This is a genomic window from Pseudomonas sp. M30-35 (genome assembly GCF_002163625.1).
In the GTDB taxonomy this organism is placed as follows: Bacteria; Pseudomonadota; Gammaproteobacteria; order Pseudomonadales; family Pseudomonadaceae; genus Aquipseudomonas.
The window spans coordinates 4,013,131-4,026,104 of sequence record NZ_CP020892.1 but is presented as its reverse complement, the minus strand read 5'-3'; the positions used below and the strand labels follow the sequence as shown (position 1 = coordinate 4,026,104).

Sequence of the window (12,974 nt, the reverse complement as noted above, 5' to 3'; positions counted from 1 at the left end):
GGAAAAATATTTTGATACTGCTTTTTTGGCGAAACCCCTTAAATCGTTGGGCAACACGGCGCTAGCTATTTGCTATCTAGACGCTGATGTCAGCATCGAATTTGACAGTTTTACGACTTTCGCCAAAGCTGCTAGTGCAGCTTTATAACTATTTAGCGTGGAGCAAAAGAAAAATGGAAAAGCGATTGCTGAGCAAAGGCTTGATTTTCGGTTTGTTAACTGTCGCCAGTGTTAGCGCATATGCAGAAGCGCCAGGCGGTCCATCTTGCGGTTGGGGTAATATGTTGTTTGATGGCCAGCGCGGTCTTGCACCGCACTTTCTTGCCAGTACCACTAACGGCACTTCCGGTAATGCCACCTTTGGTATGACGTCTGGCACTAACGGTTGTAGCACTGGCGGTAAGCTTACGTATGGTGGTCGTTCGATGCTTGCCATGAACGGCATGCTCGACTCTATCGCAGTGGACATGGCGCAAGGTCAGGGTGAGGCACTGGATGCTTATGCTGTACTGTTGGGTATTCCGGCAAGCGACCGTGCGCAATTCGCCAAGGTTACTCACGAGAACTTCAACACGATCTTCTCTTCCGCAGACGTTACCAGTGAGCAAGTTCTGGCTTCGACTCTGGACGTGATGAGCCGCGATAGCAAATTGGCCACTTACGCTAAAACTCCAGCGTAAATTTGCCAGGCATTAAAAAGCCCGCCATATGGCGGGCTTTTTCGTTTCACTAGCCGTAGGGTGCGACAACGCGAAGCTTGTCCACCAAGTGGTGGGTAAAAAGTGTTACCCACCCAAGCTGTTTACGCACCGTAGACCGGGAAGCGAGCGCACAAGGCTTTAACTTGGTCACGCACCTTGGTTTCGACAACGTCATTACCAATGTTGGCGAGAATCTCGCAGATCCAGTTAGCCAACTGACGGCATTCGTCTTCTTTGAAACCGCGGGTGGTCACGGCAGGGGTGCCGATACGCAGGCCAGAGGTTACAAACGGTGAGCGAGGGTCGTTTGGCACCGAGTTTTTATTGACGGTGATAAAGGCGCGACCCAGTGCTGCATCTGCTTCTTTGCCGGTGATGTCTTGCTTGATCAGACTCAGCAGGAACAAGTGGTTCTCCGTCCCGCCAGAAACCACGTCATAGCCGTTTTCCATGAATACGCTGGCCATGGTTTGAGCGTTTTTGATGACCTGTTGCTGATAGGTCTTGAACTCAGGCAGCAGGGCTTCTTTGAAGCACACTGCTTTCGCTGCAATCACGTGTTCCAGTGGGCCACCTTGGCCGCCCGGGAATACCGCCGAGTTGAATTTCTTTTCCAGTTCTTCGTTGCTGCGCGCCAGAATCAAGCCGCCACGTGGACCGCGTAGGGTCTTGTGGGTTGTGGTGGTCACAACGTCAGCGAATGGCACAGGGTTCGGGTACACGCCAGCAGCGACCAAGCCCGCAACGTGAGCCATGTCGACGAACAGGTAGGCACCGACTTTGTCTGCGATTGCGCGGAAGCGTGGGAAGTCGAGAACCTGCGAGTAGGCAGAGAAGCCAGCGATGATCATTTTTGGCTTGTGCTCAACGGCCAGGCGCTCAACTTCATCGTAATCGATCAGGCCGTCGTCGTTGATGCCGTACTGCACAGCGTTGTAGATCTTGCCGGAGAAGCTGACGCTGGCGCCGTGAGTCAGGTGGCCGCCGTGTGCCAGGCTCATGCCCAGTACAGTGTCGCCAGCATTGAGCAGAGCCATGTAGACCGCGCTGTTAGCTTGCGAGCCTGAGTGTGGCTGGACGTTTGCGTAGTCAGCACCAAACAGTTGTTTGGCACGGTCAATTGCGACCTGCTCAACGATATCAACGTACTCGCAACCGCCGTAGTAGCGCTTGCCCGGGTAGCCTTCGGCATACTTGTTGGTCAGCACCGAGCCTTGGGCTTCCATCACCGCTGGGCTGGTGTAGTTTTCCGAGGCGATCAGCTCGATGTGTTCTTCCTGGCGTTGGGCTTCTTGCTCCATCGCGGCAAACAATTCGGCGTCAAAACGGGCAAGATTCAAATCACGGCTGAACATGGCAATCCCCTGAGAAAACAGCTGGGCTGAAGAAATAGGGTGCGGATTCTACCCCATACTGCAGTCGTACGGGTATGAATGGCAGTCATGTGCCTGACAAGTGGAGCTCATGCCAAGTGCACAATGGTTTTGCTGTCAGGCTGGCGGGTATCAGTTAAGTATGAACAACGCCGCACCACTGAACTGGGCGCTTATTTGGTGAGCGCGCATAGGCTGACCGAGCAGAAAACCTTGAATTTCATCGCAGTTGTAGCGGCGTAAGAAGTCGAGCTGGGCTTGGGTTTCGACCCCTTCGGCAATCACTGCCAAACTCAAGCTGTGAGCCATGGCAATGATCGCCCTGGCTATCTGCGCGTCCTGTTCACCTTGCGGTAAGCCGTCGACGAAGCTGCGGTCAATCTTGAGTACGTCGATAGGGAACTGCTTGAGATAGTTCAGCGACGAGTAACCGGTACCGAAGTCATCAATCGCAATGCTCAAACCCAGGCTTTTGAGGCTGGTCAGGGTTTGCAGCGCGTTTGCCACATCGTTCATGAGGATGCTTTCGGTCAACTCAAGCTCAAGGCTTGCGGCAGCGACTCCAGTTTCTGCGAGAATTCGGGTAATGCGCTTGTCGAGGTCGCCATCCGCGAATTGTCGGGCCGACAGGTTGACCGATACTTTAGGGACACGGACCTTGTTGTCTTGCCAGGTCTTGAGCTGGCGACATGCCTCTTCAATCACCCAGTCACCGACATCGGCAACCAAGCCAAGCTCCTCCAGTACCGGGATGAATTCAGACGGTGAGACCAGCCCACGTTTCGGGTGGTGCCAGCGCAGCAATGCTTCAACGCCGGTCAGGCGTTGGCCGTTAGCGGCGAACTGCGGTTGGTAAAACAGCACCAGTTCGCCCTGTTCAAGCGCATGGCGCAGATCGCTTTCCAGCTCAATACGCTCTAGCGCGCGAGCGTTCATATCGCTCTGATAGAACTGGAAGTTATTCTTGCCGCGCTCTTTGGCGTGGTACATCGCGGTGTCGGCGTTTTTCATCAACTGGCTGAGTTCTTTGCCGTCTTGCGGGCTCAGTGCAATACCGATACTGGCGGTTACAAAGAATTCACGGCCCTCAAGCACAAACGCTCGGGCAAGGCTGGCGAGAATTTGTTCGGCAACGTGGATCGCACGGTTCAGCGCGCTGTCGCGGCTGGGGTGAGGCTTTAGCAGGAGGGTGAATTCATCACCGCCCATACGCGCAACGGTGTCGTCGTCATTGACGCAGGCTGCCAAGCGGGTTGCGACGTCTTTGAGCATACGGTCACCGGCTGCATGGCCGAGCGAGTCGTTGATCGGCTTGAAACGGTCAAGGTCGAGGAACATCAGTACCACCCATTCCTCATGACGCTCGGCCTGGTGCAGGGAGGTATGCAGGCGATCCTGGAACAATGTGCGGTTCGGCAGCAGAGTCAGGGCATCGTAGTAAGCCAGACGATGAATGCGTTGTTCGCTGGCTTTGCGCTCGCTGATGTCGCTGAAGAAGCACACGTAGCTGACGAGATCGCCTTCATCATCCTGTACCGCGGTAATGCCCACCCACGCCGGGAAGTTCTCGCCGTCGCGACGTTTCAGCCACACTTCGCCTTCCCAACTACCGCGCTGGTTGAGCTGGGAGAGGATGAAGTTCAGCTGGTTTGCCTGTTGTTTATCAGCCGTCAACCTGCTCGGCAGTTGGTCAATCACTTGTTTTGAGCTGTAGCCCGTCACGCGGCTGAACGCTTCATTGGTCTGCACGATATAACCGGCAGGGTCGGTGACCAGAATGGCGGCGGTCGAGTGCTCGAATACCGTGGCAGCCATGCGTAACTCGTTCTCGGCACGACGGTGTTGGCTAATATCCCGTGCTACGCCATGCAGGCCTTTGAATCGGTTGTCTTCATCCCACATAGGGACCAAACGCAGCTCCATCGGAACTTTTCGTTCGTCGCTGCGCAAACAATCAAAGGTAAATAGCTGCGGTTGCAACTTGCCAGTCAACTCGGCCACGCGCATCGGGTCACCCAACGCTGTGCGTAACTCATCAACGATGCCTATAAGCTCTTTCAGTTGTTCAGGTTTGGCGGCCAGGCTGAACAAACCTTGTCCTTTGAGCTGCTCAGGTTCGTAACCGAGAAGGGTCTTTATTGACGGGCTGATGTAGTTGGCTTGAAGTGAGCTATCGGTTGAGAAAATGACATCGGAGGTGCTTTCAGCCAGCAGTCGATAGCGCTGCTCACTATCACGCAGAGATTCACTGTGTTCAATTTGCTCTGAAATATCCTTGGCGACGCCGATCAGTCGGTCGACGTGACCTGCGGCGTTGCGCGACAAGGCTTGCTCGCGGATGCTGAACCAATGCCAGTTACCATCACGGTGGCGCCAGCGCAGCTGTGACTCAAGCAGAATGCCATTGCCGACAACGTGTTGCAGGTTGCGGATTCGGTGGTAGTAATCGCTGTCATCGGGATGCAGCAGGTCTTCCCAGAAACACTCGCCCAAGGCCTTTAGTTCTTCGCTGTTGTAGCCAAGCTGCAAGCCTAGGTGGTGATTGCTGAAGAGCACTGATTTATTGCTCAAATCATGTACGTAGAGGGTGTCAGGCACGGCCTGTACCACGCCCGACCAGAAGCGCTCTCGTTCGATCAGCGACAGTTCAGTTTGTTTACGGCTGGTGATGTCGGTGATGCTTAGGGTCACCGAGACCAGGTCATCGCTGTCCTCAGGCAGATTAATCAGTAACCACAGGTGCCGCTCTTGATCATCAGGTGTCAGCAGGCAGATTTCTTGATCAAGCTGAGTTTTGTGCGTCAGCAGAGCGTTAAGCAAATCGCCACGAAAATCGTTGAGGTTCAACTCACCGCGGTTGAACAGCAGTTCCCATACATCGCTTGGAGAATTGACTTTCAGCAGGCGCAGGGCGACGTGATTGGTCTCGCTGACCCGCATAAGTAGAGGCAACTGCTTAAGTTGCTCGGGGTTGTCCTGCAGCCATTGGCTCAGCTCAGCTGGCGATGTGACCTGCTGATCACTCAGGTATTGGGTCAGTGCTGAAAGATCGAGCACACAGAGAGCGGTGCCGGTGCCGTCGAATATGTCTTGGTAACGTCGGCGCGCATTAAGCAGCACGCGTGTGGCATGTTGCTCATCGGTGACATCACGTAGTACCCAGGCGTAACCATTGCGGTTCTCGCCATCGCTCAGGTTGCTACGATTGATATCGAATAAACGCTTGTGGCCTCTGACTTCAATTTCAAGCGGTTCAGGGCTGACGTCGTTGCTGAATGCGTTGCCCTGCAGCAGTAACGGATCAAGCTGCGGCAGCACTTCAAAAATATGTCGACCGCGGGCCATATCGATCAATTCGAAGAGGCTTTCCGCTTGCGGGTTTAAATAGTCAATATAACCTTGGCTGTCGGTAACAAGTACCCGCTCTTCAATGGCGCCAAGCGCACTTGCCGCCTGATACAGAGAGCGCCTCGAGTCCGCATTTGCCTGGTGCAACCGGCTTTGGTCGAGCAGCAGTCTGTACAAGGCCAGTAAGGTCAGAATCGAACACAGAATAAACAGCAGAAACTTACCGGCGAGCGTCGGTAGTTGTTCGGCCAGCACCAGGCTCTCGTTAAATAAGGCACGCAATTGCCAGTCGCTATGTTCAATCGGCGAGACATGAATGGTCTGTGCCAGATCAATCGCGGTTATTGGCGGAAAAATTCTTTTGGCTGACACCGCTTTACTGTGTGGGCCGACTTTGCTGTGTGGGCCAACAATGGCGCGCTGGTTCAAGCGGTCTTCCAATAGCCATTGGTAAGCATTCAGTTGGCGATCGTGTAACCAGGTGGCGATGGCTCCGCTACTGAAGCGCAGCAGCCAATAACCGTTGCGCTTAGTCAGTAATAGGTAAAAGCGCCCATTGGGCTCGGCAGTGAACGCATAGTGATAAGGCGCGCCAGCGTTGCGACTAACCAGGCTGGCGATAAACTGCGCATCCACTGAATGGGTTACGCTATCTGCCGCAATTTCACCGCTAGCAGACAAGCGGGCGATGCTTTCTATGGCTGGGTAAATGCCTCTCAGGGTGGCGACGAGTTCCCGTGTGTCATCAGGTGCGTCGTTGGTCAGCTTTTTTGAGCGTAATAAGGCTTGAGCAGACTGGGCCTTAATCGCCATGTTCATGCTCAGGGTGTTGGCCAACTGGTCGCTGTATACCAGCCCCAGTTGCCGCTGCGTCTGTAGCAGGTTGCGCGACTCAAGCAGTAATTGCCACAACAGCAAAGCCAGCATCACCAGCACCAATACCACCAGACTACGCTTAAGCGAGCTGCGCATAGGCGTGACTTGAGGCTCAAGCGGGGAGCGCGGAGTCTTTGATGACGTGGTAGATGTCACGTGTAATTAGACCTTGCAACGACAAAAGGCGCTGAGCGTTTGATTCAACACTGACGTTTGTACACAGCAAACAGTTGATCGCGCGCGGCAGGCAAGAATGCCACAGTTGTGGCAAAGTGCCAGCCCTGCCGATGAGCGGAATTTGCCCTAAAGCCTGCATTCCGGTAGCTTTGCTCGTCACGCGCGAGCAATTTTCTTTCAGATGTTGCCTAAGAGGCTGTAAACAGATTCGCTACGTAAGGGTTTAAGCCAGTCTGAATAGCTTGAAGTGTTTATTTGCTTAGGTAAATCGGCCTTCAGCGTTATTTTCACGGTATTTAAAGCCGGTCGTCGGAATCGTTACGCGTTCTCAAAATTCACGGAGTTTGTAGTTGCTGCGAGCGTATCGTAGCGCTTTATCCGTAAGGCGAATTGTTTCGCCTCAGTGAGCCATGTTGCGCGACATGCTCCTGTCCCCGTTTCTAGTCTAAGTATCAAGGTTATCCATGGCCCAATACGTCTACACCATGCATCGGCTGAGCAAAGTTGTGCCGCCGAAGCGGGAAATTCTCAAAAATATTTCTCTGTCGTTTTTCCCAGGCGCCAAAATTGGCGTGCTCGGCCTGAACGGCTCAGGTAAATCCACGCTGCTGAAAATCATGGCTGGCGTCGATACCGAGTTTGACGGTGAAGCGCGTCCGATGCCTGAGTTGAATGTGGGTTACCTGCCGCAGGAACCCGTGTTGGACCCAAGCAAGACCGTCCGTGAAGTGGTCGAAGAAGCGGTAAGCGTCATCAAGGATGCCCAAGCGCGCCTTGACCAGGTGTATGCCGCCTATGCAGAACCAGATGCTGATTTCGACAAGCTGGCGGCCGAGCAGGCCAAGCTTGAAGCCATCCTGCAAACCTCGGATGGCCACAACCTTGAGCGTCAGCTTGAAGTGGCCGCCGACGCGCTGAGACTGCCTGCGTGGGAGGCTAAAGTTGAGCACCTGTCTGGTGGTGAAAAACGCCGTGTAGCCCTGTGTCGCCTGCTGCTCTCTGCGCCTGACATGCTGCTGCTCGATGAACCAACCAACCACCTGGATGCTGATTCGGTGGCTTGGCTTGAGCACTTTTTGCACGATTTCCCAGGCACAGTGGTCGCGATTACCCACGACCGTTACTTCCTGGACAACGTCGCCGGTTGGATTCTCGAACTCGACCGCGGCGCGGGTATCCCGTACGAAGGCAACTACTCCGGTTGGCTTGAGGCCAAGTCGGACCGTTTGGCGCAAGAGTCCAAGCAACAGTCGGCTCATGAGAAAGCCATGAAGGACGAACTGGAGTGGGTGCGCAAAGGCGCCAAGGCACGTCAGTCAAAATCCAAGGCTCGCCTGCAACGCTTCGAAGAAATGCAGTCGCAGGAATTCCAGAAGCGCAGCGAAACCAATGAGATTTATATTCCGGCGGGTTCGCGTCTGGGTGACAAAGTTATCGACTTTGTTAACGTCAGCAAAGGTTATGGTGACCGCGCATTGATCGACAACCTGTCGTTCAGCATGCCAAAAGGCGCCATCGTCGGTGTGATCGGCGGTAACGGTGCCGGTAAGTCGACCCTGTTCCGCATGCTGATGGGCAAAGAACAGCCGGACTCGGGCACCATCGAAGTCGGTGAAACCGTGCAGATGGCCTGCGTTGACCAGAGTCGCGAAGACCTGGACGGCAGCAAGACTGTGTGGGAAGCCGTATCGGGTGGTTCCGACATGATCAAGATCGGTAACTATGAAGTGCCGTCGCGTACCTACGTGGGTCGCTTCAACTTCAAAGGTGGCGATCAACAGAAGTTCGTTAAAGACCTTTCTGGTGGTGAGCGTGGCCGTTTGCACCTGGCGCTGACCTTGAAAGAGGGCGCTAACGTCTTGCTGCTCGACGAACCCTCAAACGACCTCGACGTAGAAACCTTGCGTTCGCTGGAAGAAGCACTGCTCGATTTCCCTGGCGCTGCCATTGTGATCTCGCACGATCGCTGGTTCCTCGACCGCGTTGCCACGCATATTCTGGCGTACGAAGATGACTCGCACATTGAGTTCTTTGAAGGTAACTACACCGAGTACGAAGCGGATCGTAAGAAACGCCTGGGCGACGCCGCGGCGCAACCGCATCGCGTACGTCACAAGAAGCTTGCGCAGTAACGCTTTCTTGGTTTGAGTCAAGAACCGGTCTCTCCCGAGGCCGGTTTTTTTTGGCCGGAATATTTCGGCTGAATGATGCTTTTTCATCCGCTATTTCGGCGACGAACATTCGGGTTATGCACTGAACCTTGGCGGGCAGACTTGGTGTTGTCCGTCCTATGGGGTTTGCGTTGTCACACCCACGTTGTGCAATTTTTTCCTTGCGTGCCCGCACGCAAGACAAGCCATGGGTCGAGTTAATAGTCTGCGCTCAACTTTAAATTGAGCGGAGCATCGTTGTGAGCGACTGGCGCAATATCAGCCTGTGGATGGACCAGCTAGATGACCCTTTGCGTGCTCGCCCGACGCTGGGCGAAGACATCCAGGCGGATGTCGCCATCATGGGGGCCGGTTACACCGGGTTGTGGACGGCCTATTACCTTAAGCGCCAGGCACCGCAGTTGAAGGTTGTGATTGTCGAGGCGCAAACCGCAGGCTTCGGCGCTTCGGGCCGTAATGGTGGCTGGCTGATTGGTGACTTGCTCGGCAGCGACCGGCTGCTTGCTGGGCTTTCAGCGCAAGCGCGACACGCCTCACGCACGCTGCTGCACGGCATACCTGATGAAGTTGCCGATGTGCTGGCACGCGAATCCATCAACTGTGATTACCGCAAAGGTGGCGTGCTGTATTGCGCGGCCCGTTACCCGGAACAGGAAGTTGCGCTGCGCGCACAATTACAGGCCGCTCGGGCGCAAGGCATGGGCGAAGAGGATTACCGCTGGCTGACACCTACTGAGTTGGCCGGGCAGTTGCGCATTGCCAACCCATACGGCGCATTGTTCAGCCCGCATTGCGCGACCATCCAACCCGCGCGTTTGGTGCGTGGCTTAGCTGAGTGCGTCGAACGCATGGGCGTCAAAATCTTTGAGCAGAGCCGGGTAACCCATTGGGAAACAGGGTTGCTGCGCACTGCACAGGGCTCAGTAAAAGCCGATTGGCTGGTACCTGCGGTTGAAGGATATGCCGCGTCATTACCGCCGCTTGGGCGCTATCAATTGCCGGTGCAAAGTTTGATTGTCGCAACAGAGCCGTTATCTGCTGACACGTGGGCGCAAATCGGTCTGGACCGCGGGCAGGCGTTTAGCGAGAACAGTCGGCAGGTCACTTATGGGCAGCGTAGCGCGGATGATCGTTTAGTCTTTGGTGCGCGCGGTGGTTACCAGTTCGGTGGCCGTTTGCGCAGTGACTTCAACCTAAAAGAGCATGAGCTAGAGCTGCGTCGCTACTTGTTTGGTGAGTTGTTCCCACAGTTGCGTAACGTTCGCCTGACGCATTCATGGGGTGGCAACCTTGGCGTCGCCCGGCGTTTCCGCCCACACATGTTGATTGACCGTAAAGCGGGGCTGGCCTTGTCCGGCGGTTACGGTGGCGAAGGTGTCGGCGCCAGCAATTTGGGAGGGCGGACGCTGGCGGCGCTGATCCTCGGCCAAGACAATCAGCTCACTCAGCAGCCCTGGGTACTGGGCGATACGCCGCTGCGCAGTTTATCCGGTTGGGAGCCAGAGCCATGCCGCTGGCTTGGTTACAACGCCATTATAAAAAGTTTTGTGCACGAAGATCGCGTGCTAGCCAACCCCGCAACTGCGCCTTGGCGACGCCAATTTGCCCAGCGTTTGGCCGGATTTATGGAAGGCCTGATGCGCTGATCGCATGGGCCTTCTGTGGAACAACCTCATAACCCATAACAACAGGGCAGAACGATGAGCATCACTCAATTCAAACAGACCGCAACACTGTTGCTGGATGAATCCAATCCCGTTGCCGTGCCGCTTAGTGAACCCGTGGCCATTGCTTCGACCCACAGCGTTGAACGCGCTGACGGCGTCGAAACCGGGGTTTGGGAGTGCACACCGGGACGCTGGAGACGGCAGATTGTGCAGCAGGAGTTTTGTCACTTTATCGCCGGTCGCGCCACCTTCACCCCAGACGGCGGCGAGCCTGTGGTGATTGAGGCCGGTGATGCAATTTTGCTCCCGGCCAATTCAATGGGGGTTTGGGATATTCAGGAAACCCTGCGTAAGAGCTACGTGCTGATTTTTTAACAGATTAAAACAACAAGAAGTAGAGGTAAGCGTCATGCTAAAGAAACTCATCCCAATGCTGTTGCTGGCTTCAACGTGCCAGGCCACCGAGGCTGTGCGCGTCTACAACTGGTCTGAATATATTGCTCCTGACACCCTGGCAAACTTCCAAAAGGCCACGGGCATTGGCAATCACTATGATGTCTACGACAGTAATGAGACGCTCGACGCCAAGTTGATGGCCGGGCATTCCGGTTATGACGTGGTGTTTCCTTCTGATCACTTCATGGCGCGGCAAATCAAAGGCGGCGCATTAAAAAACCTTGATAAGAGCCAGCTACCGAACTGGAAATACCTTAATCCAGCGTTGCTCAAAGCATTGCAAACCAATGACCCAGGCAACCAGCATGGTTTCCCTTATCTGTGGGGCACAACGGGTATCGGCTACAACGTCGACAAGCTCAAGGAGGTGTTGGGGCCTGACGTTCCGTTGGATTCATGGGAGCTGATCTTCAAGCCAGAAAACATGGAAAAGCTCAGCCAATGTGGGGTTGCGGTACTGGATAATGGCCCTGAACTGTTGCCGATTGCATTGCACTACCTGGGTTTGCCTCATCACAGTAAAGATCCGGCTGATTACAAAAAAGCTGAAGCCTTGCTCCTGCAAATGCGCAAGAACGTATTGTATTTTCACTCATCAAAGTACGTCAGTGACCTTGCCAATGGCGATATCTGTGTTGCCGTAGGCTTCTCAGGCGACATCATGCAGTCCGCTAGCCGCGCGGCTGAAGCGAACAATGGAGTGAATATCGAATACGTCGTGCCTAAAGAGGGCGCACCGCTGTGGTTTGATATGGTGGCCATGCCAGCAGACAGCAAAAACCCAGCCGCAGGTTATGCGTTTATGAACTATCTGCTGCAGCCCGAGGTAATGGCTAACATCACTAATTTCGTGCATTACGCCAACGGCAATGGTGCCGCCGATAGTTTGGTTGATCCGGCGCTGAAGGCGGATAACAAGGTTTATCCACCGCAAGAGGTCATGGCTAACCTGTATACGCTGGAGGCGATGCCGCTCAAAATTGACCGCGTTCGCACGCGAATCTGGAGCAAGGTAAAGAGCGGGATCTAATCGCGTACAGCCACAAAAAATCCCGCGATGCGCGGGATTTTTTGTATAGCTATCAGTCGCTCCATGCTGCGGCTGAATAATGAGTACCCGCGCTTTGCGTGGCTGTGCAGCGTTTGGGCAGCGTCAAGCGCATAGAAAGTTGTCACTTGCTCGTTGCGCGATACAGTCGCAGGCTTTCAACCCTAGCGCGATAGGCATCAAGACGGTCTTGGAGCTGGTCCTTGTGTTGCGCTGCCACGCAGTGCAGCAGCACGTTCAAGGCGCTGGTCAGACCGGCGGTTGATTCTAAAATTAAGCCGGTCTTGGTTTTCATGGTGATGATGTTGGGCGTGTCGAGGTGCTTGGCGATGCCGTATTCATCGGTGAAAACCACCAGATCGGTATTTTGCTTCAGGCAGTTCTGTGCAAAGGAGATACCCGCGTCAGCGTAGGGCGCAACGTCAATCAGGATCACGCAACATTGCTGGTCGTGGCTGTCAATCCAGTGGCCGAGCACGCCACTGTAAAGATCAAGAAACTCTGCACCGGAACGTACCAGCGCGAGGCGGTTGGCGAAATCTTCTGCCAAGCCGCGAATTGTCTGGAAACCGCAGACAAACACCCGCTCGGCCTGACTAACCTTGGCGACGATGTCATGCCAATATTGACTGCCAAGCTGGTCGGCAAACTCGTTGAGCGCGGCCACCTCCTGATGCAAATGAGCAACGAGGTCTTCCGGTTGCTGCATGCGTTCGATCAGAGTGGTGTTGAGCAGTGACCGCATTCGCACATCGTCACGAAGCTCTTCTTTTAAGCTTTTCAGGCCTTTGTAGCCCAGGCGGCGCAAAAAACGGCTGACAGTATTCGGGCTGACACCGCTCTTGGTCGCAAGCGTGGCCCCGGTCTCAAACACGAGCGTTTCCTGGTTGGCTTGGATATAGGCCAGCAGCGTGCGTTCAGCCGGTGTCAGCTTGCCTTCGAGACGTTCTATCCTGCTGTCGAGCATGTGCGTACCCTTGGTTATGATAAATAATTCTGGAATTAATGTATCAATGTGTTGGTCTTTGGAATAAATATACTCTATTCTCAAATTGCACCGCAATGAGATATCGGTCGACAGCCTCATGGGTAAGTCTGCGCAACTCAACAAGACCCAGCATCCTGCCGCCATCCGGTCTCGCTTTTCCTGCCGCAAC

General features: G+C 54.6%; 8 protein-coding genes. 5 read left to right on the top strand and 3 right to left on the bottom strand.

Annotation, left to right across the window (positions count from 1 at the left end):
- The first annotated feature begins 173 nt into the window (after nucleotides 1-173).
- The gene (locus B9K09_RS18585; protein WP_087518213.1) at nucleotides 174-680 is read left to right on the top strand and encodes a DUF3015 domain-containing protein; all 507 of its coding nucleotides are present in this window, start codon (nucleotides 174-176) and stop codon (nucleotides 678-680) included.
- A 122-nt stretch (nucleotides 681-802) separates the two neighbouring features.
- On the opposite strand, the gene glyA is transcribed toward B9K09_RS18585, so the two are convergent.
- A complete protein-coding gene (gene glyA, locus B9K09_RS18580) occupies nucleotides 803-2,056 on the bottom strand; it encodes a serine hydroxymethyltransferase (RefSeq protein ID WP_087518212.1) in 1,254 nt (417 codons plus the stop codon).
- A gap of 150 nt (nucleotides 2,057-2,206) precedes the next feature.
- Complete coding sequence (locus tag B9K09_RS18575; RefSeq protein WP_087518211.1) at nucleotides 2,207-6,394, bottom strand: EAL domain-containing protein; 4,188 nt, start codon at nucleotides 6,392-6,394, stop codon at nucleotides 2,207-2,209.
- Between the two features lie 545 nt (nucleotides 6,395-6,939).
- On the opposite strand from B9K09_RS18575, the gene ettA reads away from it, so the two are divergent.
- The 4 genes from ettA to B9K09_RS18555 all read left to right on the top strand — a co-directional run bounded on the left by ettA (nucleotide 6,940) and on the right by B9K09_RS18555 (nucleotide 11,799).
- Nucleotides 6,940-8,607, top strand: coding sequence for an energy-dependent translational throttle protein EttA (gene ettA, locus B9K09_RS18570; RefSeq protein WP_087518210.1), 1,668 nt, complete (start codon nucleotides 6,940-6,942; stop codon nucleotides 8,605-8,607).
- A 278-nt stretch (nucleotides 8,608-8,885) separates the two neighbouring features.
- Nucleotides 8,886-10,292, top strand: coding sequence for an FAD-binding oxidoreductase (locus B9K09_RS18565; RefSeq protein WP_177408679.1), 1,407 nt, complete (start codon nucleotides 8,886-8,888; stop codon nucleotides 10,290-10,292).
- 54 nt (nucleotides 10,293-10,346) lie between these two features.
- A complete protein-coding gene (locus tag B9K09_RS18560; protein ID WP_087518209.1) occupies nucleotides 10,347-10,688 on the top strand; it encodes a cupin domain-containing protein in 342 nt (113 codons plus the stop codon).
- A 34-nt stretch (nucleotides 10,689-10,722) separates the two neighbouring features.
- Nucleotides 10,723-11,799 (top strand): polyamine ABC transporter substrate-binding protein, encoded by a 1,077-nt coding sequence (locus B9K09_RS18555; RefSeq protein WP_087518208.1) that lies wholly within the window; start codon nucleotides 10,723-10,725, stop codon nucleotides 11,797-11,799.
- 142 nt (nucleotides 11,800-11,941) lie between these two features.
- Here the strand turns inward: B9K09_RS18555 and B9K09_RS18550 are convergent, their stop codons facing one another.
- Complete coding sequence (locus tag B9K09_RS18550; protein WP_256574099.1) at nucleotides 11,942-12,904, bottom strand: MurR/RpiR family transcriptional regulator; 963 nt, start codon at nucleotides 12,902-12,904, stop codon at nucleotides 11,942-11,944.
- Nucleotides 12,905-12,974: the final 70 nt, after the last annotated feature.

Excerpts from the sequence above, each read along its gene's own strand:
- B9K09_RS18550 (WP_256574099.1), bottom strand. The coding sequence starts at position 12,904 with ATGAGGCTGTCGACCGATATCTCATTGCGGTGCAATTTGAGAATAGAG.
- B9K09_RS18585 (WP_087518213.1), top strand. The coding sequence starts at position 174 with ATGGAAAAGCGATTGCTGAGCAAAGGCTTGATTTTCGGTTTGTTAACT.
- glyA (WP_087518212.1), bottom strand. The coding sequence starts at position 2,056 with ATGTTCAGCCGTGATTTGAATCTTGCCCGTTTTGACGCCGAATTGTTT.
- ettA (WP_087518210.1), top strand. The coding sequence starts at position 6,940 with ATGGCCCAATACGTCTACACCATGCATCGGCTGAGCAAAGTTGTGCCG.
- B9K09_RS18555 (WP_087518208.1), top strand. The coding sequence starts at position 10,723 with ATGCTAAAGAAACTCATCCCAATGCTGTTGCTGGCTTCAACGTGCCAG.
- B9K09_RS18560 (WP_087518209.1), top strand. The coding sequence starts at position 10,347 with ATGAGCATCACTCAATTCAAACAGACCGCAACACTGTTGCTGGATGAA.
- B9K09_RS18575 (WP_087518211.1), bottom strand. The coding sequence starts at position 6,394 with ATGCGCAGCTCGCTTAAGCGTAGTCTGGTGGTATTGGTGCTGGTGATG.